The sequence below is a fragment of the Bifidobacterium dentium JCM 1195 = DSM 20436 genome, assembly GCF_001042595.1.
Taxonomy (GTDB): domain Bacteria; phylum Actinomycetota; class Actinomycetes; order Actinomycetales; family Bifidobacteriaceae; genus Bifidobacterium; species Bifidobacterium dentium.
Genome location: NZ_AP012326.1, coordinates 1,570,975 through 1,591,339 on the forward strand (window position 1 = coordinate 1,570,975; position 20,365 = coordinate 1,591,339).

A 20,365-nucleotide genomic window follows, 5' to 3' on the forward strand; every position below is an offset into this window, starting at 1 on the left:
CCATTCAATCACCGCGTCGCGTCAGAAGCCGGCATATCGGGATCGTATGGACGTTCACCGAACGCGAAATCATCACGCTTTCGGCAGGACCGCATGCATTGCGATGCATGGAATTCGACATTACCGGCTGGTAATATGGGCAGGTTGATTACCGTCCGACGACTGTGAGGGAGAATCACTGCATGGTATCGCACCGCAAACCGGCACAACCCGCTTTCGACCCGCGTACGGTCAAGGAGCACATCGTCGAGACGCCTCTGAACGAGGAAATGAGCAAGTCGTTCCTCGAGTATGCATACTCAGTGATCTATGCGCGTGCACTGCCTGACGCCAGGGACGGTCTCAAGCCCGTGCAACGCCGCATCATCTACCAGATGGGCCAGATGAATCTCTCTCCCGACCGCCCATATATGAAATCGGCACGTGTGGTCGGCGAGGTGATGGGCAAGCTCCATCCGCATGGTGATTCCGCAATCTACGAGGCCATGGTGCGTCTCGCCCAACCGTTCGCGATGCGTCTGCCCTTGGTGGATGGCCACGGCAATTTCGGTTCCCTTGATGACGGGCCGGCGGCATCCCGCTACACCGAAGCGCGTATGGCACAGGCCGCACTCGGCATGAACGCGGACATCGCCGAGGACACCGTCGATTTCACCCCCAACTATGACAACAAGCTTCAAGAGCCGACCGTTCTGCCCTCGGCCATTCCGAATCTGCTGGTCAATGGCGGTTCCGGCATCGCGGTCGGCATGGCCACGAACATGGCCACGCATAATCTCGGCGAAGTCGTGGCGGCGGCCAAGCATCTGATGCGTCACCCCGATGCCACGTTGGAGGATCTGATGAGGTATGTGCCAGGTCCGGATTGGCCAAGCGGCGGCGTAATCGTGGGGCGGAGCGGCATTCGCGAGGCATATGAGAGCGGCCGTGGCGCACTGACCACCCGTTCGGTGACGCATATCGAAAACGTGACGGCACGCAAGAAGGCCATTGTCGTGACGGAACTGCCGTTCATGGTGGGACCGGAACGTGTGTTGGAGCGTATTTCCGAAGGTGTGAAGAATCGCAAGCTGGAGGGCATTTCCGGTGCGATCGACCTGACGGATCGACATAACGGCACACGGTTGGTCATCGAGATCAAGACCGGTTTCGATCCAAATGCCGTGTTGGCACAGCTGTTCAGGCACACGCCCCTGCAAGACAATTTCACCATCAACAACGTAGCTCTGGTCAACGGTCGTCCGCACACCATGGGATTGAAGGAAATGCTCAAGGTGTGGGTGGATCATCGTCGTGTGGTGATTCGCCGCCGTAGCGAATTCCGCAGACGGAAGGCGTTGGAGCGCCTGCATCTGGTCGAAGGCCTGCTGTTGGCCATGGTCGATATCGACGAGGTCATTCAGGTGATTCGGTCCTCCGATGACGCCGAGGCCGCAAAAACCAGACTGATTGCCGTATTCGATTTGGACGACATTCAGGCGCAGTACATTCTCGACTTGCGTCTGCGCCGCCTGACGAAGATGAGCCGTATCGAACTTGAGGCCGAACGCGACGATCTGAAGCAACGCATCGAAGAGCTGGAGCGCATCCTCGCCTCCGACGAAGCCTTGGACGGTGTGGTGATCGATGAGATGGACGAGGCCGTCGCCGCATATGGCACACCACGACGTACCGTGCTGTTGGACGAGGATGCCGACGGCGGTCTGGTACCGGTGACCGCGCATGGCGATGATGGTGTTTCCGCCACCGCGCTGGCTGCCGCCCGCACCGCCGCGACCGTGTCTTCGGCAGCCGCCGACGTGGCCGCCGCCGCGAAAGCCGCGAAAAAAGCCGGCGAGGATAATGCGACCGCGACCGCCTTGCAGATCGATGACGAACCCTGTGCAGTGATGCTGAGCGCCACCGGTCTGATCGCTCGCACCCATGAGGATGCCGTGGAACGTTGGGAAAACCGTTCCGGCTCGGATGCGCGAACCAAGGATGACCAGATCGTTTCGATCTTCCGCACGACCACGCGCTCCTCATACGGGCTGATCACTTCCGCAGGTCGCCTGGTGTTGGCGCATGTGGTCGAGTTGCCGGCCGTCGCCCCGGACGGCCCGTTGAACGTTTCCGGCGGCGTGAAAGCCGAGGAATTGCTAGGCATGACGGAAAACACCGATCCGATTCGCGGCGAACGTGTAATCGCCGCCATCGCAATGCCCTCCGTGGACGATGCCGGCAAGGATGGCGATGGCGCCGAACCTGCTCCGCTGGCGCTGGGTACGCGCAACGGTGTGGTCAAACGCTGGAATCGCGAGTCACCAACCACCATGGATTCCTGGAGCGTCATCGACCTGAAGGACGGTGATGAGGTTCTGGCCGCGGCCGAAGCGCGGGATGGGGATCGTCTGGTGTTCGTATCCACGGATTCCTCGCTGCTGACATTCGAGGCGAAGAACGTGCGACCACAGGGCCGTACCGCCGGTGGCATGGCGGGCATTCGTTTGGCCACCGGCTGCTCGGTCGCCGCATTCGCCGTGGTTCCGACCGAAAAGGTCGCTTGGACGTATGACGAAGGCGAGAATGGTCTGTTCTCCGCTTCCGGCGCCGTGGTGCTGACCGTCGCTGGTGATTCCGAGGCGTTGCCGGGTACGGAGAACGGCGCGGCGAAGGTCACGCCGTTGGAGATGTACCCGACCAAGGGCCGAGGCACTGGTGGCGTACGTTCGCAACGGTTCCTGAAAGGTCAGAATACGCTGATCTTCGCTTTCGTGGGTGCATATCCGATTCATGCCTCCACAGAGGGTGGCTCCGGTGTGGAGTTGCCCAAACCCGACATGCGTCGCGACGGCTCCGGTACGGATATGGCCGCCCCCATCGCCGTTGCCGGTTGATCGTCAGCGATAGAGTTTCATGCCTTGCGGGCTTTCCGTGAAGCCTGCGGCATGGAGCAGCCGCATGTATTTGTTGCGTTGTTTCAGCGATATGCCGTTCATCTCGTTGAAGCTGATGCTACCGCCGGACTGACGCTGCAGCGCGTAGACGAGTTCCGAACAGGCCTGGCGCAAGGTGCCTTCGGCATCGGTAAACGCCATGATCCTATGGCTTTTCGGCACGGCGAACAGCACAGGCTCACCCTGCTTGAATACGACGATCGACCCCGTTCTGCGTGCCGGCTTCGCACCACGCGAGCCATCAGCCTTCTCGGTTTTCGTCGGCTCAAGTTCAGGCCATGCGATTGCCGCGCCCGTAAGGCTCGCGGGATCGGTCACCTCAAGCGCCACACAGGATTGGCTATGCCACTGGTTTTCACTGCGCAACGCGTCCACGGTATCGTGACCGGCGAATTGCGCCGCACCGAAGCCATCTACGAACAGGCCCCGCACCAGCATGCCGTGCTCTTCCATACGTTTCAGAACGGGATACAGCCTTGAAAATCCGCCGGCAATTCGGTCTTTATCGATGAGTGGGGCCGCGATGACGCCGTATCGATCCAGCAATGATTCGATCCGCGCTATTTCACGTTCCTCCATGCCACCGTTCGATGTCGCCGTTCCGTTTTCGATCGGCCTTGGCGCGACGACCGCGGACCACAATCCGCCCAGTGTCATCGGCACCGCAGTATGCATGCGTACTCGCCTGCGTAAGGTGGCCTTTGGCGCACGTGCGATTCCGGAACCTTGCATCAATGCCCGTACGGGAGCAAAAGAGCTGTTGGTCACCCTGCCCTGCCATACGAGTGACCAAAGCGCTTCCTCGAATTGGCTTTCGCCCCATGCGGGAACGATGATTTCGCCCGTGGTTTCGTCCACTTGCGCCTCGGCATGCCGCTCCCACACCGATTTGGCGGTCGCCGACAACTGTGACGCATGGAAGGCGCCACCATCCTGCAATGCCGTGATGATGGCCTGCGGTACGGTCAGGGCCTCATCGTCTTCGGCTGTATCCGATGCGACCGTTTCGGAGACCAGCGGCGAATCGGCCGGATAGAATGCGATGTTTCCGACCTCCTTGGCGGCCGTGTCGCCGGCCCCTTCGCCAACCCAGATCACGTCGCCGGAGGCTATCAGCTCATCAAGCATGGAAGGATGATATCCGCGCACTCTCGTCGAAAACACGGAGGACTCCCAGATCTGGGCGGCCAAAGACACACCTTCGAGCTGTTCGATGACACGCATCAGACCGTCAATGCCCTCATAGCGTTCACCGCCGACCGGACCGACTCCCTGACGGTCAAGCAGGAAAGCCTGGTAGGTCTGCGGGCTGACCGGTTTGATGGCGTTACGCGCCTTGGCAAGGGACCTAGAGCGGATACGGCGAAAGACGTCCCTATGCAGCCACTGCTGCGACGACGTTCCATAATCGGTTTCGCCAATGGTTCCCGCGCGAGGAGACGAAGAGTGCGCAATCGGCGAACGAACATCAGCGGAGTCGGAATCCGTCAATGCGGCATCAGCCAATGCCTCGGCATCAGCGAAGTGGCCTGTAAGCAGATCCCCCTTGGCATGAAGCATATCGAGGGCACGCACAGCCTGAACGGCATCGATGTCCAGATCGGCAATCATCCGGTCCGCGACAAATGGACCATGCGTTTTGGCATAGCGGGTCACTCGACCGGTAACGTCGCCTTTATCCAGATCGTTCCAGAAGGTCTTTTCGGCTAACTCGTGCGCAACCTGTCTGATTACGTCGGCATCCAGTACGGTGGACATGTCGGTGCCGCCAAGCAGACGTTCCAGCACCTCTGGATCCATGGACAGCAATCGCGTGCTGCGCTCGGCCTGCGGCACGTCGTATTGGTACATGACCGCACCCACGAATCCGAAAAGCATGCTTTCCGCGAATGGCGACGGCGTTTCAGTGGTCACATCGCTCAGTGCGATCGTTGCGGAGTTCAGTCCGGTCATGATTCGCCGCAACGCCGGCAGGTCGTACACATCCTGCAGGCATTCGCGCGCGGTCTCCAGCAGTAGCGGGAAGTTCTGACGTGCACGGGCCGCGTTAAGCAGTTGGGCGGCACGCAGTCGTTGCTGCCAAAGCGGCACGCGCCTGCCGGGATCAGTGCGTGGCAGGAACAGCGAGCGCGCCGCGCATTCACGGAATCGTGCCGAATACAGCACGCTTTCGCCGACTTGCGCTTCGATGATGCGGTGTAGATCGTCGAGATCGAATAACACCAGTTCACGGATCGGCAGGGCACCATCGACATCCGGCAGGCGGATGATGATGCCGTCATCGGCCGCATACACCTGCCCATCGAACCCATATCGCTGCCTGATGCGCGTGGTGATGGCCATGGCCCACGGCTCGTGTACGCGTCTTCCGTATGGCGAATGGATGATAATGCGCCAGTCGCCCTCTTCGTCCCTGCAACGTTCGATGACCAGTTCACGGTCATTCGGGATTATGCCGGTGATGGCACGTTGCTCTTCGAGCAGGTCGGCCAGATTCCCGATGGCGTTGTCATCGAGTCCGTCACGGCGCAGTCGCGCGATGATCCTCGCATCGAAGCGTGATTCGACATCGACACCGTCAACGTTCGCATGCCTGAAGTTTTCAGCCGTCCGTGCGCGCAGTCCTTGGGAGATCTCACGGAGGAACCGGCCTTGGGCGAGACCGAAGCCATAGTCCCGCCCATCACCTTCGCCATGCCAGAACGGTAGCCGCGCGGTACGCCCGGGAGCAGGAACCACCACCACACGATCACGCGTGATCTCCTGAATCTGCCATGTGGAGGTACCCAAGGTGATCACGTCGCCTTCGCGTGACTCATAGACCATCTCTTCGTCAAGCTCGCCTACCCTCCGCGGGCCGGGACCGCAGTCCGTTTCGGGAAGCACCACGGTGTACATGCCTCGGTCGGGGATGGTTCCGCCACTGGTCACGGCCAGGCGTTGCGCCCCGGGACGTGCGGAGATGAGTCCGGATTCCTCGTTGCACTGCAGTGGTGGGCGGAATACGGAAAAGTCCTCGCTATCATAGGCACCGGTCATCATGCCCATCACCGCATCGAAGATCGACCGATCCAGATCCGTGAAGGAGGCCGCCTTGCGCACCCGCCCATACCACTCGTCAGGATCAAGATCGTCCATGGCCGCCGCGGCCACGGTCTGTTGGGCAAGGACATCCAGCGGATTGATCGGAATCGTCAACGGTTCGATATCACCTGCCCGCATACTTTCGATACAGGCGGCCGTACCGATGATCTGTTCGCGCGTGATCGGGTAGAACAACGCATGCGACACTCCCCCGACTTGATGATCGGCGCGTCCTACCCGCTGCAATCCCGAAGAGATCGACAACGGCGGTGCGATCTGAATCACTAGGTCCACCGACCCCATGTCAATGCCGAGTTCAAGGCTGGAAGTGGCCACCACGCATCGCAGTTGGCCTCGTTTGAGCCGCTCCTCGATTTGCTTGCGCCTGTCTTTCGACACGGATCCATGATGGGCCATGGCGATCGCATCACCATCTGCATGGGACCCGACCAGCATGGTGGTCGATCCAATCACGGAATCGTAGTGCCCGGCGAATCCTTCACGTCCTTCCGGTGAACCAACGTCGTGAGGCTCGGAACGGCACATGCCGGCATGCATGTCGTTGAGGCGTGCGGTGAGCTTTTCCGCCAGCCCTCGGGAGTTGACGAATACGAGTGTGGTGCGATGCTTCAGTATTTCGTCGAGAACGCTGCGTTCTATGGCCGGCCATACCGAACCGCCTACCAGTCCTGGCGAAGCGGGGCTCCCGGTCGTCGCTTTTCGAATGATGCCCTTGCGTTCGGCAAGCGATTCCATGGCCGGAGTCACTCCGGAAATACGCGGAGTACGGGGATTCGGAGAATCCACACCGCCAGCCCGACACCTGGCTTCGGAGGATTTGGGACCATGCACATACTCTAGAGGTTCCACGACCTTCAAATCCATTGCGGGGCGCGTTCCGGAATTGATGATCCGCACCGCTTGCGCGCCACCAAGGAATCGCGCGGCCTCCTCGGGTGGATTCACGGTTGCGGACAGACCGATACGTTGCACCGGATGACCGACGAGGCCATCCAACCGTTCCAGACTCAAGGCAAGGTGCGCGCCACGTTTGGAGCCTGCGACGGCATGCACCTCATCGACGATCACCGTCTCCACGGTCGAAAGGATGCGCCGGGCCTTGGATGTGAGCATCAGGAACAACGATTCCGGAGTGGTGACGAGAATATCCGGCGGATGGTTGACGATGGCGCGCCGCTCCTTCGGTGCGGTGTCGCCGCTGCGTATGCAGACCCGGACTTTCGGCGCGGGCAATCCCGAGGCCTTGCACTGATCGGCTATGCCGCACAACGGCGTTTCAAGATTCTTCGCCACATCGACGCCCAAGGCCTTCAAAGGCGAGATGTACAACACCCTGACGCCGCGCTTGGGCTTTCCCGACGTGTTTCCACCATCACCGACGGTACCTGCGGCAGACTCCCCCATCAGCCCGTCAATTGCCGAAAGGAACGCGCACAGGGTCTTACCGGAGCCGGTGGGCGCAGTCACCAGCACGTTCCCACCGGAGCGAATGGCCGGCCATGCCTGCCTTTGCGTGTCAGTCGGGCATTTGAACGCATGCTCGAACCATGCCTTGGTAGGCTCCGAAAACAGGTTCAGACATTCGTACATACGTTCGATTATGACATCAGTCACAGACGTCAGTCCTTATCGTCGTCGACCCACTCAAGCACATCGCCGGGCTGACAACCCAACGTCTGGCAGATGGCGTCAAGCGTGGAGAATCGAATCGCCTTGGCCCGTCCGTTCTTCAACACCGAAACGTTGACCGGCGTGATGCCTATCGCCTCGGCCAACTCGTTGACGCTCATCTTGCGTCTGGCAAGCATCACATCGAGGTTCACACGAATCGACATATCAAATCACCGCCGCCAACTCATCACGCTGTTCGATGGCCTGCATCAGCAATGAGCGCATTACCAGCATCAGCAGCTCGAACGCGGCAATCAGCAGCAAGGAAACCAGACCTGCGCCCAATATGGCGAATCGCACCAGATCCCGTTCGACGCCCAATACATCGGCCAACAACATCGAAGGCGACATCCAGATCTGAGACAGCATCAGCAGGACCACCAATACGGCCTCGGCTCCGGCGCACGCAAGAATACCGTTCGTCCAATGCACCGCCTCGCCGGAAAACACATCGCGCCGCCTGGCGAGGGTCAACAATCGCCACAACGGAATCAGCGCGATCTCGAAGCAGGCGACCATCAGCGCACCATCGATCACGTACAGCCAATGCAACGCATCGGCATGGGGGTGCGCGGCCGCGACGCCGCCCGCAACCACGAACAGACCTATCTGCAATCCCAAACAACACACGGCGAACAGTATGATCAGCACACGCAACGCACCAATCACCCCGCAACGGCATACCAAACGATCCGACATGACAGATCTCCCATCCTATTTTTGAATATCGATAATAATCTATCGAAACTCGATATGCAAATCTTGTGAAAGTAAGTCCATCGATATATTTCTATCGTTTTTCGATAGCTTACGATGGCGCCATACACACTACGTACCATCACCGAAAGGCTCCGCATGACGGCATTTCAATCCCAGGCACAACCGGTGGCCAATCCCCTACCTGCCGCATCCGGCCCGCAGAACGTCAAGCCGGAGGCGGATCCCACAACCAGGCGGCGGGAGATGGCGAGCCGACCGATCACCCAACGCACCATTGTCACCATCTGCGTGGCGCTGGCAATCACATTCGCCTTCGACCGGCTGGTCTGCGACATCACCCCAACATGGCTGTCCGGCTACGCGGTGCCGCTGTTCTGGGTGATATGCACCACGGCGCTCACCACGCTGCACTGGCGGACCGCCCGCAAGCGTCCGCTCGTCTGGCTGGTCTCAGGAAGCATCATCGCCATCGGCATATGGGAAGCGCTGTTCTCGTCCGTATGGTCATATTCGAACAATCTAGAATACGCATTGACCACGGCATTGGCCCAGCCCGCCCTGCTGATGCTGCATTGCCAACTGGTCAACGGCCAATATGACGTGCGGCACCCGTTCCAAATCGTGTGGAACTGGATCACCGGCTGGTTCATACAGCCATTCGTGAAGCTGAAAGGTTTCTTCGAGCCATGTGCAATCCTGTTCGCCCGATTCGCCACCGCATCGGGAAAGCGCTCGAAAGCCCGCGAAATCGGCATGGCCCTGCTTGTTTCGATTCCCGTGCTGTTGGCGATCGTCCCGCTGCTGGCGGACGCCGACCTCGTGTTCCGATATGAGCTGGCGAACGTTTTCGGGCACATCGACCCGACGGATTTCATCCTTCATGCGACCATCGTTCTTCTGCCATGGCCGTTCCTATGCTCGCTGCTCATCGGACTTGATGGCAAGCCCGCATCGCCGCTCCCGGAACGCCGCATCACATTGGGCACGACAACGACCATCGTGGTATTGCTGATGACGTTGCTCGTATACGCGTTGTTCTGCGTGGTGCAATTCCGCTTTCTGTTTGCGGGATTGTTCATGAACGGCTCTATCGCATTGCCTGACGGACTGACCTACAGCGACTACGCGCGCAGCGGCTTCTTCCAGCTGCTGACGGTCACGGCGATCAATCTGACCATCTTCGCAGTTGCGCTCACCTTCACGCCGCGCACACGTTCATTGACGGTCTCGCTGATCGCGTTGATGACGGAGACCGCCATCATGCTCGTTTCTGCGACGTTGCGCCTCGGCCTGTATATTGACGCATACGGGTTGACATGGCTGCGCTATGTCTCGATGACGTTCATCGCACTACTGGCAGTCGCGATCCTGCTGTGCCTGGTCCGACTGAAAGTGCAGCGCCTTCCGTTGACCGCAACGCTCGTCGCGCTGTTCATCGTCTGGTATGTGGCGCTTGGCTTCAGCAATCCCTACTGGATATGCGAAACCTACAACGCATTCCACGGCTTTGGTACAGTCGCATCGATTCAGCCGATTCGTTGACCGCCGCACTTCCTGCGCAGGGATTCATGCATGACGATCATGAGCACAAGGAAAACGACCAGATACCACGGGAACAAGGTGATGGTGACATGCTGTGCGATCAGGCCGAACACCGGCGGCATGCACATCGACCCGACATAGGCGCAGGCCATCTGCATGCCGACGATGGCCTGCGACTTGTCTTCGCCGAAATACGTCGGCGTGGAGTGGATGACGCACGGATAAATCGGCGCGCAGCCGAGTCCGACGACCATCAGACCGACAATGGTGCCAAGATGCTGCGGCAACGGTAGCAACATGACCACAACGCCAAGCAACACAAGGACCTGCCCCATGCGAATCATGGTCGGATCGTTGAATTTCATGGTGACGAAACCGCTCAGCAAACGACCAACGGTGATGCCGATGCAGAACAGACTGGCCCACATGGCCGCCGTGGTCTTGTCGATGCCCTTGCCGAGTGCCATGTAGCTGCTGGCCCATAGCATGGCGGTCTGTTCCAGTGCGCAATAGCAGAAGAACATGATGAGAATCTCGCGTGCGCCGCGGATGGCAAGCACCCCTCGAATGCCAAGTGGTTCGCGAGATGGCTCCTGGGCAAGCCCTTCGGCGGCGGATTGCTCAGTGATGTCTGCCGAAGGTTCCGTCTCAATGCTTTGCGGTTGCGGAACCCGTTGTTTCCATAACGGCAGGCTGAAAATCAATATGGCCGTCAAGACGATCTGCAGGATGGAGATGTAACGATACCCCCATGACCAGCCTTGTCCCGCATTCAACGCATATCCCATGATGTATGGGCCCGTCAGCGCACCAATACCCCACATGGCGTGCAACCAGCTCATGTGGTGGCTTTCGTAATGGATGGCCACGTAATTGTTGAGGGCCGCATCCACGCCGCCGGCACCGAGGCCATATGGAACGGCGAACAGGATCAGCACCCAATAGCTCGGGGCCATGGAGAATCCGAACAGGGCCAGTGCGGTCAATGCCACCGATATGGCGGTGACCTTGCCGGCGCCGAATCGCAGGGTCATACGATCCGACATCAATGCGGAGACGATGGTACCTGCCGAAATGACCATGGAAATGCCGCCCGCCCATGATACGGGAGCGCCCAGATCGGTACTCATGGTGGGCCATGCGGCACCAAGTACGGCATCGGGCAGGCCAAGGCTGATGAAGGCCACGTAGATTACGGCAAGTAGGAGATTGACCAATCTCGTCTCCTTTGGCGACATACGGTTACGACAACGTTTTCTCGACTAGTATTCTAGACACATCTATCTACCGATCGGTAACCAGTGGCTTGCATTATCGTTCGGGAAAATTTCAGTGTCCACCGGCATGCCCGATGCGGCGGAACCGGACCGGACGACGATCAGGTATCGATCTTGGAACGGTCGAAATCATCGGCGTTCTCGACGATGAACGCCTTGCGCGGCGGCACGTCATCGCCCATGAGCAGACTGAAGATCTCGTTGGCCTGTTCGGCGTCCTCCATGCGGATACGGCGCAGCATGCGCGTACGCGGATCCATGGTGGTGTCGGCGAGCTGGTCGGCATCCATCTCACCCAAGCCCTTGTAGCGCTGAATGTCATCGTTATAGGCGATATGTTTGCGCTCGAGCTCGGAAAGTTTGCCGGCCAGCTCGTCATCGGAATAGGTATAGATGTACTCGCCCTTATGCGCGCCGGTCAGGGCGATGCGATGCAATGGCGGAACGGCGGCATACACGTGACCGTGCTCGATGAGTGGACGCATGTAGCGGTAGAACAGCGTGAGCAGCAGAATGCGGATATGCGCGCCATCGACATCGGCATCGGTCATCATGATGATTTTGTTGTATCGTGCCTGCTCGATATCGAAACTGGCCCCGGAACCCGCGCCGACCACCTGAATGATGGCTGCGCATTCCTTGTTCGACAGCATTTGCGCCAGTGAGGCCTTCTGCACGTTGAGAATCTTGCCTCGAATCGGCAACAACGCCTGGAAACCGGAGTTTCGTGCGGCCTTGGCGGTGCCCAATGCGGAATCGCCCTCGACGATGAACAGTTCCGCCACATCATCGTTGCCCGGTTGGCAATCAGACAGTTTCGGCGGCATGGAAGCGGATTCGAGCGCATTCTTACGGCGGGTGACCTCTTTGGTCTTACGCGCCTGAATGCGGGCGTGCATCTCACCGACGATCTTTTCAAGTACGCGGCCGGATTGCTCCTTGTAGCCACGCTTGGAACCGGTGATCATCTCGCCGAACTGCCTGTCGGTCATGCGGGTGACGATCGGTTTGACCTGCGCGGTACCCAGCACATCCTTGGTCTGCCCCTGGAACTGGGGTTCGGCGATACGTACGGTCACCACGGCCACGAGGCCGGCCATGATGTCGTCGCGCTCGACCTTCATGTTGGAATCCTTGAGATTCACCTTGAGTTTGCGCGCGTTGTCCTCCACGGCCTTGCGGATCTGTTTGGTGATGCCTTGCAGGAAACCATCCACATGCATACCGCCGCCGGGAGTTTCGACCACGTTCACGAAGCTGCGCATGGTGGTGTCGTAACCGTCGGTCCAACGCATGGCGATATCGACGGCACAGTCGCGGGTGACCTTCTGCGCGTGCAGTTCGCCGCCTTCGCCTACGGCCTGGGTCTCCTCGACATAAGTGTCGTCACCGGTGATGCGCCAAATGTCGGAGACCGCCTCGCCTTTGGAGAGGAAGTCGACGAAGTCCTTCACCCCACCGTTGTGGCAGAATTCCTCGACACGCGCGTGACCGTAGCGCTGTCGCGCCGGTTGCGACGGTTGCTCCGGTTGCTCATCACCGGTAGCGTTCTCTGGGCTCTCAACTTCGTCGGCATTGTCTACCGCTACTTCATCGAAGCCTTCGATCGCCGATCCGATATTATCCGTATCGTCCACCTCGTCCGTAGCGTCCACCACGGCATCCGACGTTCCGTCCGCCGGTACGTCGATCTCCCGCATTTCGTCGATGGATTCGTCACCGGTTTCGGGAATATTCTCGTCAATGACGGTGATTTTCAGTCCCGGTACCAGAAAACTGGTCTGGCGTACACGGTCGATAAGCTGCTCATAACTGAATTCGGCGGTGTCATTGAAGATTTCCGGATCGGCCCAATATCGGATACGGGTACCGGTGGTCTTCGGACTGACCTTGCCGATGATCTCCAACTCGGTCGGACGGTTCTTGCGCGTGCGTTTGAACGGCGAATCGGGAGACGGATGCTCCGGATCCGCATCGGCGTACACACCGGGATGTCCCTGGTGGAACGACATGTGATGCGTTTTGCCGTCACGATCCACTTCGACGTCAAGTCGGGAGCTCAAAGCGTTGACCACCGAAGAGCCCACGCCATGCAAACCGCCGGAAGCGCCATAGGAGGAATTGCCGAACTTCGCGCCGGCGTGAAGCTTGGTGAGCACCACTTCCACGCCGGTAAGCTTGGTTTTCGGTTCCACGTCGACGGGAATGCCGCGGCCGTTGTCGGCGACTTCGACGGAACCATCGGAATGCAACGTCACGACAATATGGTTGCAGGCACCGGCAAGGGCCTCATCGACGGAGTTGTCGATGATCTCCCACAGACAGTGCATCAGACCCTGGCTGTCGGTCGTGCCGATGTACATGCCCGGACGCTTGCGCACCGCGTCCAGACCTTCCAGCACGGTTAGGCTGCCTGCGCCGTAATTATCCTTGGCCATACTCCTCATTCCACGGTTGTGTCGGTTACACGAGAGAAGTCGGGAAATCCACTTCTTTCAGGGATTTCCCGACTTCGTCCATACGTTTTTCCGTTCGAATCACTGATCCAGGAAGTCGCGTAGCGTCTGCGAACGGGACGGGTGGCGCAGCTTCGACATGGTCTTGGATTCGATCTGGCGAATACGTTCACGGGTCACGCCGTACACACGGCCGATATCATCCAATGTCTTCGGCTGGCCGTCTTCCAAGCCGTAACGCATCTTGATAACGCCGGCTTCACGCGGAGACAGGGTTTCGAGCACCTGCTTGAACTGCTCCTGCAGCAACGAGAAGGCGACCGCATCGGACGGTGCGATGGCGTCGGTATCCTCAATCAGATCGCCGAACTCGGAATCGCCATCCTCACCCAGCGGGGTGTGCAGCGAAATCGGCTCACGCCCGTACTTCTGCACTTCCTGCACCTTCTCGACAGGCATATCGAGCTCGCGCGCCAGTTCATCCGGCGTAGGCTCACGACCCAGATCCTGCAGCATCTGACGTTGCACACGGGACAGCTTGTTGATGACCTCGACCATATGCACGGGCACACGTATGGTGCGGGCCTGATCGGCCATGGCTCGGGTGATGGCCTGACGGATCCACCACGTCGCATAGGTGGAGAACTTGAAGCCCTTCTTCCAATCGAACTTCTCGACGGCACGAATCAGGCCCAGGTTGCCTTCCTGGATCAGATCGAGGAACAACATACCACGGCCGGTGTAACGCTTGGCAAGCGACACCACCAGTCGAAGGTTGGCCTCCAGCAGATGGTCCTTGGCCTTCTTGCCGTCATTCGCCGCCCACTTGAGCTCACGCCTACGCTTGAAATCCATCTGACTGGCCTCGGTGTCCAACAGATGCTGGGCATACAGGCCAGCTTCGATACGTTCGGACAGGTCGACTTCCTGTTCCGCATTCAGCAGGCTTACGCGTCCGATCTGCTTCAGGTAGTCCTTGACCGGATCGGCGGTGGCGCCGGCAGCGATTACACGACGCTTCGGGTTGCCGGACGGAGTCAGATTGTCGTCGTCATCATCATCTCGCACGACGAAAGCGCCCTTTTCCTTGGGCTCCTCAGGCTTCTTGCGTTCCTCGTCGTCCTCATCCTCGTCATCTTCAGGCTCGGATTCCTCATCCTCGTCGAGATCGGCCTCATCGTCTTCCGCGTCGACGTCGTCGAGATCATCGTCGAAATCGTCGAGATCGGCCTCATCGACCTGATCCTCTTCGCCATCAAGGGTATCTTCGTCCTCGATCGGCTCCTCCTGCCTCTTGGCGGGAGCTTTCTTCTTCGCGGTAGTCTTACGCGGGGTCTTCGTGGCCGGGGTCTTCTTGTCCGCAGCTTTCTTGGTGGATGCCTTGCGCGAGGGGGCTTTCTTCGTGGAGGTGGTCTTATCGGTCAGATCAGCCTGTTCAGTGCTCGCCGTCGTTTCCTTAGTGGCCAAACTTATCCTCCTGCATGATCCTGCCGGAAGCACGTACCACACGGGCCCACTTCTGGCAAGGGCAAATCGTCAACTATGTGAGTAAACCATCTTCCAAGGACGATTATTCCCCAATCGGCGAAGTCCCCCAGCGCCATTCATTCGACTCACGGTGTGTCGCCTATGGTTTCACCGATCCACGCCGGACCGACATGCCGATGCACGGCCGAGCAGACTATCGCTGCCAGCGAACACCCCTCATCGATCGCGAGGGCGCGCATCGCGCACGGCATGGCGCGATCGTCTCCCAGCCACCACAGGACGTAACTGGTTACCGCCAGCGGCTGCACATGGTAGGACTCCGGCACCATCGCGATGATATCGAGCAACATGCCAATGCCACGGCCACAACGCGCCATATCGGGATGCGTGGCGGCATCATGGAACGATGCGCTGAGCAACTCCTCCAGACGACGCGCATTGCGCGGCAGCATGGGCCGTGAAGCGAAGTCGAGCAGAAACTCACGCGGGCAACGTTCCTCATCGATGATGATCGAGATCAACAGGGCATCACGAATGGCCAGGGTCCGGCTCATACCGACCGCGAGCGCGGCCATGTCCGCCCGACCGAGATCGCCTCCGCACCGTAGCGTCTCCATCCAATGATCGAGTGGCTCCCGCAAATACATGCGAATGGCGTCACACATACCCTGCTCCCTGCAATGTTCACGAAGTATTCGACCCGTGGCGTCCAGTTCCCGTTCGGAAAATGGCATGGGGCGTTCGCCGTCGTCCGTTTGTGATGTCCGCGGCTCCTGCACGCGCGAACATGGGCCACGTTCCTGCCCATACCCGCACTTCCTGCCATCGTTGCCATCGTTCACACCGTCCATGTCATGAACCTCCTCGGTCGTTCTCGGTTTTCGGGTCCTAACAGGCCCTTGGAAGGCACTATGCCGTATCGCACGGCTTCATCCGTTCTTTTTCCGCCCCTGTGGTCGGAGGATGCGCCCCTCGGCGTTTCGTAACGGTTTTTTTCCGTGGCAGGCGTTGCGAATATTGAGATTCGCTCTTGTCGAAAGGCTGTGGATAACTGAAGGTATGAGTAGCTCCACGGATTTGGAACAGATCGAGTCCCGCATTGTCGAATTGGTGAAGGATTTCGTCACGCCGCATGCCGACGATGCGGTGGCTTCCTCCTGCAAAGACGTCGCCGATGCGGTGGCCCGTCAGGCGGTCACGTCCAGCGAAGGCGGCAAAAGGTTGCGCGCGTTGCTGACGCTGGATTCCTTCCGCGTATTCGCCGCCGATGCCGCTAAGGAGGCCGATTTCGACGCGGTGTTGGATCTGGCCTGCGCGGTTGAGGTGTTCCAGACCGCTGCCTTGGTGCACGACGACATCATTGATGACTCCGATTTGCGCCGCGGCAGGCCGTCCGCGCATCGGGCACTAGCTTCCGGCACGCATAGCGATGCGATAGGACGTGGCCTGGGCATCATGTTGGGAGACATGCTCGCGACATCCAGCGTGGATATCGCCAACCGTGCGGCACGTCGCCTGTCACGTTCCGATGATGTGGTCGGCGCGTTTCTGACCATGCATCGCGAGGTGGAGATCGGACAGGTGCTGGATCTTGCCGTGGAGTTGAATCCGCTGGATGATCCCGAGGAACTGGTCCGTGCCTCATTGAACGTGTTCCGTTGGAAGACCGCCAGTTATACCACCATCGCCCCTTTGGAATTCGGCATGCTCGCCGCAGGATTGGATGCCTCCGCCGCTCGCGACCTTGCCATGTCGATCGGCCTGCCGTTAGGTCTGGCGTTCCAGCTTGCGGACGATTTGCTGGACGTGATCGGCTCAAGTCTCAACACCGGCAAGCCTGTCGGCGGAGACATTCGTGAGGGCAAGCGTACCGTATTGCTGGCCGACGCCCTCAGCGGCGCCGACGAGCCGGAACGTGCGGAGCTTATCGGCATGTGGGAAGCGCCATCCCGCTGCGAGGAACAGGTGAGACGGGCCATCACGCTGTTTGCGTCAACAGGAGCCATCGAACGTTCCCATGGTCGGATTCGTAATCTATGGAACGCCTCGAAAAGCATCATCGACGCGTTGGACGTGCCAGATGACCGCAAGGAGTTGCTGATCAGGGCCTGTGCGCGGTTCGTGCCGACCGTCGTCTAGGAGAGGCGGCGGCAACACTCCCCCATGTTCTCGTTGCGGAATCCGCGAAAGCCTGCTTGTAGACTGAGGTGAGGATACCGCTTGTCGAGAGATTTTCAGAAGGAACCATACGGATCAACCATGAGTGAGGCTTCACACGCACCCGAAGGGCAAGTCATCGAAGGCCGCTATCGGGTCGTCAGCAAAATCGCCGAAGGCGGCATGGCCACGGTGTATCAGGCCATGGACGAGCGTCTGGAGCGCACCGTCGCCATCAAGATCATGCACACCCAATTGGCGCAGGGCCCCCATCGCGATCAGTTCGTACAACGGTTCCACCGCGAGGCCAAGTCGGCGGCCGCCATCGCCAACCCTCATATCGTACAGGTGTATGATACCGGCGAATTCAATGGTCTGGACTATCTCGTCATGGAGTACGTGCATGGCGTGAACTTACGGTACGAAATGAACCAGCAGGGCACGTTCAGCGTACGCGAGACACTACGCGTCGTGGGCGAAACACTGGATGGCCTTGCCTCGGCCCACCGTGCCGGCGTGGTGCATCGTGACATCAAGCCGGAGAATATCCTGCTCAACGATCGCGGGCATGTGCAGATCACCGATTTCGGTCTGGCGAAGGCCGCCTCGCAGGCCACGTTGTCTTCGACGGGGATGTTGCTTGGTACGGCGGCCTATCTGGCACCGGAAATGATTGAAAACAATCAGGCCACCCCTCAAGGCGATCTGTATTCCGTAGGCATCATGGCATGGGAAATGTTGACCGGAGAGGTGCCGTTCACTGCGGATAATCCGGTGACGCTCGTATTCAAGCATGTGCATGAGGATGTACCGTCCGTGTCCACAAAGTGCCCCGGCATCAATGCGGATGTGGCCGCGTTCATAGCGCATATCGCCGCCCGATCCGTCGATGCGCGCCCTGCCGACGCCTCCGTGGCGTTGCAAGAGCTGCAACGACTGCAGTCCAAACTGTCGATTGAGGATTGGCAATATCGTTTGCCCCCTTCCACCGACGTGACTGGCCCCGATGACGCCACTGCGCCCATGATTTCGCCGATTCCCGAACCACCAGCACCTCCGACGAAGACCACCGTCATGTCGCCGGACGCCACCACGCAACTGCCACCATCACTGGCGTTCCTGCAGGAGAACGCTCCACGGCGGACACCCGACGCCACGCAGGTAATCGGAACAGGTACGGGCAACGGCGGTGCCGCGCCGTCTTTCACCGGGCAGCGGACACCAAGCGAGAATGGCGAGGTCAAGGAGCAACGCAACAAATCGCATGGACCGCTCATCGCAGCCGCAGTCGCGGCGCTGCTGGTAATCGGCGGAATCGGCGGCGGTTGGGCATGGTGGTATTACCGTGGTCCCGGTAGCTACTGGACCATGCCGACCCCCACGGGAATCCAATGCGCAACCGGACAGACTTGCCGCATCACCAATACTTCATGGAGCGAATACGAACGGCTGCTGAAGGTCGCCAACATTCCATACTCGACCAGCAAAGCCTATGACGACACCATCGCCAAAGGCAACATCATCTCCACCGATCCGGCGAACGTGCTCGACCATGTCAGCAAGAGGAACGGTCAGAAGGTGAAAATCGTGATTTCCCAAGGAGTGAAGCAGGCGACCGTGCCCGCCGATATTCTCGATGCGACCAGTGCGAACGGCAAAGATCCGATCAATGCGCTAAAAAAGGCCGGCTTCGATGACATCGAACAAACCGCCGCCTCCGACGACGATTATTCGATGGACGTGCCGCAAGGCGCATTGCTGAGCATCAGCGTCGATCCGGGCGCGACGTTGCCTCATAACACGAAGATTTCGGTTACGCTCTCACAGGGTCCGAAGCCCGTGACCATGCCGGATATCGTCGGCAAGACGCAGGATGAGGCGCAACAGGCACTGGATGAGCTCAAGCTCACTGCGAACTGGACTGAACAGTTCGATGACAAGATTCCCCAAGGGCAAGTGATTTCAGCTTCCGCCAAGTCCGGTGACGCCCTGCATTGGGGAGATGAGGTGGATGTGGTCGTTTCGAAGGGTCCGGAAACGGTGACCCTGCCGAATTATGTGGGCCAAAAGGCATCCGAAGCAAAAAGCGCGCTGGAAAAGCTGGGCTTCAGCGTGAAAATCAGTTCGCAGTTGACCTTGGATTCCAGCCAGGACAAGAAAGTGGCCTCACAGGATCCGGTCGGCGGCACTGAGGTTCGTTTGCGCCAGGAGGACGGCACGCCGACCACCGTCACCCTGAAAATGTACTCATCCCTGTTCTAAGTCATCTTCCGGGTTCCCACCTGCGGGAACCCGGAAGGAATCAGGCCTCTTCCTTGGCTTTGAGTTGCTCCTTGATCTTCTGCGCGTACTCATCTACGTATTCCTGACCGCTCATCTTCTGGATCTCCATGGTCACGCGATCGGTCAAGGAACGCAGATCGTCATGAGTGATCTGGTCCGCCGGCTTCTTTTCGACTTCGATCGGCTTGCCGTAAATCACCGCGGTCTTGCCCTTGCCCGGAATGACCTGGCCGGGCACCTGCAACTCACGTGAACCGATGATGGCCGTCGGGATGATCGGACAGCCGGTCTCATATGCCAGTCGTGCGGCACCGGTGTGCCCCTTGTACAGTCGTCCATCGGGGCTGCGTGTGCCCTCGATATGGATGCCGAACAGGTGTCCGTCCTCGAGAATCTCACGGGCATGATTCAACGCGCCGAGCGACTTGGAACCGCCGGAACGATCCACCGGGAACACGCCGACGGAGGTGAACCACCACTTCTTGAACCGGCCCTTGATGCCTTTGCCCTCGAAGTACTCGGCCTTACCCATGAAGTGAATCATGCGTGGGCTGGTCAACGGCAGCAGTGCGTCGTCGATGACGGCAAGATGGTTGGCCGCAATGATGGCGCCGCCCTCGTGCGGAATATGCTCAAGCCCTTTGGCGGTCGGCCCCAAGCGATGGATGGCGATCGGTCCCAGGCCTTTCACGAAAAACCAGTAGAGCATTCTTCACGATCCTCCCAGCGG

The 20,365-nt window shown here is 59.3% G+C and carries 12 protein-coding genes; 4 read left to right on the forward strand and 8 right to left on the reverse strand.

The window, feature by feature from the left end:
* The first annotated feature begins 182 nt into the window (after positions 1 to 182).
* Positions 183 to 2,876, forward strand: coding sequence for a DNA gyrase/topoisomerase IV subunit A (locus BBDE_RS06805; protein WP_003839659.1), 2,694 nt, complete (start codon positions 183 to 185; stop codon positions 2,874 to 2,876).
* Between the two features lie 3 nt (positions 2,877 to 2,879).
* On the opposite strand, the gene BBDE_RS06810 is transcribed toward BBDE_RS06805, so the two are convergent.
* Genes BBDE_RS06810 through BBDE_RS06820 form a run of 3 tightly spaced genes read right to left on the reverse strand, consistent with a single transcriptional unit; the run spans position 2,880 to position 8,411 of the window.
* Positions 2,880 to 7,631 (reverse strand): DEAD/DEAH box helicase, encoded by a 4,752-nt coding sequence (locus tag BBDE_RS06810; protein WP_003839658.1) that lies wholly within the window; start codon positions 7,629 to 7,631, stop codon positions 2,880 to 2,882.
* 29 nt (positions 7,632 to 7,660) lie between these two features.
* Positions 7,661 to 7,876 carry a helix-turn-helix domain-containing protein gene (locus BBDE_RS06815; RefSeq protein ID WP_003839657.1) on the reverse strand — a complete coding sequence of 72 codons (216 nt, stop codon included), beginning with the start codon at positions 7,874 to 7,876 and terminating at the stop codon, positions 7,661 to 7,663.
* Position 7,877: 1 nt separating this feature from the next.
* Positions 7,878 to 8,411 carry a DUF2975 domain-containing protein gene (locus BBDE_RS06820; RefSeq protein WP_003839656.1) on the reverse strand — a complete coding sequence of 178 codons (534 nt, stop codon included), beginning with the start codon at positions 8,409 to 8,411 and terminating at the stop codon, positions 7,878 to 7,880.
* A gap of 156 nt (positions 8,412 to 8,567) precedes the next feature.
* On the opposite strand from BBDE_RS06820, the gene BBDE_RS06825 reads away from it, so the two are divergent.
* Positions 8,568 to 9,974, forward strand: coding sequence for a DUF4153 domain-containing protein (locus BBDE_RS06825; protein ID WP_228369681.1), 1,407 nt, complete (start codon positions 8,568 to 8,570; stop codon positions 9,972 to 9,974).
* On the opposite strand, the gene BBDE_RS06830 is transcribed toward BBDE_RS06825, so the two are convergent.
* The 4 genes from BBDE_RS06830 to BBDE_RS06845 all read right to left on the reverse strand — a co-directional run bounded on the left by BBDE_RS06830 (position 9,959) and on the right by BBDE_RS06845 (position 15,860).
* On the reverse strand, positions 9,959 to 11,191 hold the full coding sequence (locus BBDE_RS06830) for an MFS transporter (RefSeq protein WP_171843688.1): 1,233 nt from the start codon (positions 11,189 to 11,191) through the stop codon (positions 9,959 to 9,961). The genes BBDE_RS06825 and BBDE_RS06830 overlap by 16 nt on opposite strands.
* A 161-nt stretch (positions 11,192 to 11,352) precedes the next feature.
* Positions 11,353 to 13,689, reverse strand: coding sequence for a DNA gyrase/topoisomerase IV subunit B (locus BBDE_RS06835; RefSeq protein ID WP_012902269.1), 2,337 nt, complete (start codon positions 13,687 to 13,689; stop codon positions 11,353 to 11,355).
* Between the two features lie 99 nt (positions 13,690 to 13,788).
* On the reverse strand, positions 13,789 to 15,174 hold the full coding sequence (locus BBDE_RS06840; RefSeq protein WP_003839652.1) for an RNA polymerase sigma factor: 1,386 nt from the start codon (positions 15,172 to 15,174) through the stop codon (positions 13,789 to 13,791).
* Between the two features lie 146 nt (positions 15,175 to 15,320).
* The gene (locus BBDE_RS06845; RefSeq protein WP_228369682.1) at positions 15,321 to 15,860 is read right to left on the reverse strand and encodes a DUF4192 domain-containing protein; all 540 of its coding nucleotides are present in this window, start codon (positions 15,858 to 15,860) and stop codon (positions 15,321 to 15,323) included.
* A 394-nt stretch (positions 15,861 to 16,254) separates the two neighbouring features.
* On the opposite strand from BBDE_RS06845, the gene BBDE_RS06850 reads away from it, so the two are divergent.
* Both BBDE_RS06850 and BBDE_RS06855 read left to right on the forward strand, forming a co-directional pair.
* Positions 16,255 to 17,334, forward strand: coding sequence for a polyprenyl synthetase family protein (locus BBDE_RS06850; protein WP_012902271.1), 1,080 nt, complete (start codon positions 16,255 to 16,257; stop codon positions 17,332 to 17,334).
* Between the two features lie 120 nt (positions 17,335 to 17,454).
* Complete coding sequence (locus BBDE_RS06855) at positions 17,455 to 19,614, forward strand: Stk1 family PASTA domain-containing Ser/Thr kinase (RefSeq protein ID WP_003839649.1); 2,160 nt, start codon at positions 17,455 to 17,457, stop codon at positions 19,612 to 19,614.
* Between the two features lie 40 nt (positions 19,615 to 19,654).
* On the opposite strand, the gene BBDE_RS06860 is transcribed toward BBDE_RS06855, so the two are convergent.
* Positions 19,655 to 20,344, reverse strand: a complete 690-nt coding sequence (locus BBDE_RS06860) for a lysophospholipid acyltransferase family protein (protein ID WP_003839648.1) — start codon at positions 20,342 to 20,344, stop codon at positions 19,655 to 19,657.
* Between the last annotated feature and the right edge of the window lie 21 nt (positions 20,345 to 20,365).

Bases quoted from the DNA above. Each gene is read 5' to 3' on its own strand.
- BBDE_RS06805 (WP_003839659.1), top strand. From the start codon at position 183: ATGGTATCGCACCGCAAACCGGCACAACCCGCTTTCGACCCGCGTACG.
- BBDE_RS06810 (WP_003839658.1), bottom strand. From the start codon at position 7,631: ATGTACGAATGTCTGAACCTGTTTTCGGAGCCTACCAAGGCATGGTTC.
- BBDE_RS06815 (WP_003839657.1), bottom strand. From the start codon at position 7,876: ATGTCGATTCGTGTGAACCTCGATGTGATGCTTGCCAGACGCAAGATG.
- BBDE_RS06820 (WP_003839656.1), bottom strand. From the start codon at position 8,411: ATGTCGGATCGTTTGGTATGCCGTTGCGGGGTGATTGGTGCGTTGCGT.
- BBDE_RS06825 (WP_228369681.1), top strand. From the start codon at position 8,568: ATGACGGCATTTCAATCCCAGGCACAACCGGTGGCCAATCCCCTACCT.
- BBDE_RS06835 (WP_012902269.1), bottom strand. From the start codon at position 13,689: ATGGCCAAGGATAATTACGGCGCAGGCAGCCTAACCGTGCTGGAAGGT.
- BBDE_RS06845 (WP_228369682.1), bottom strand. From the start codon at position 15,860: ATGTGTGACGCCATTCGCATGTATTTGCGGGAGCCACTCGATCATTGG.
- BBDE_RS06850 (WP_012902271.1), top strand. From the start codon at position 16,255: ATGAGTAGCTCCACGGATTTGGAACAGATCGAGTCCCGCATTGTCGAA.
- BBDE_RS06855 (WP_003839649.1), top strand. From the start codon at position 17,455: ATGAGTGAGGCTTCACACGCACCCGAAGGGCAAGTCATCGAAGGCCGC.
- BBDE_RS06860 (WP_003839648.1), bottom strand. From the start codon at position 20,344: ATGCTCTACTGGTTTTTCGTGAAAGGCCTGGGACCGATCGCCATCCAT.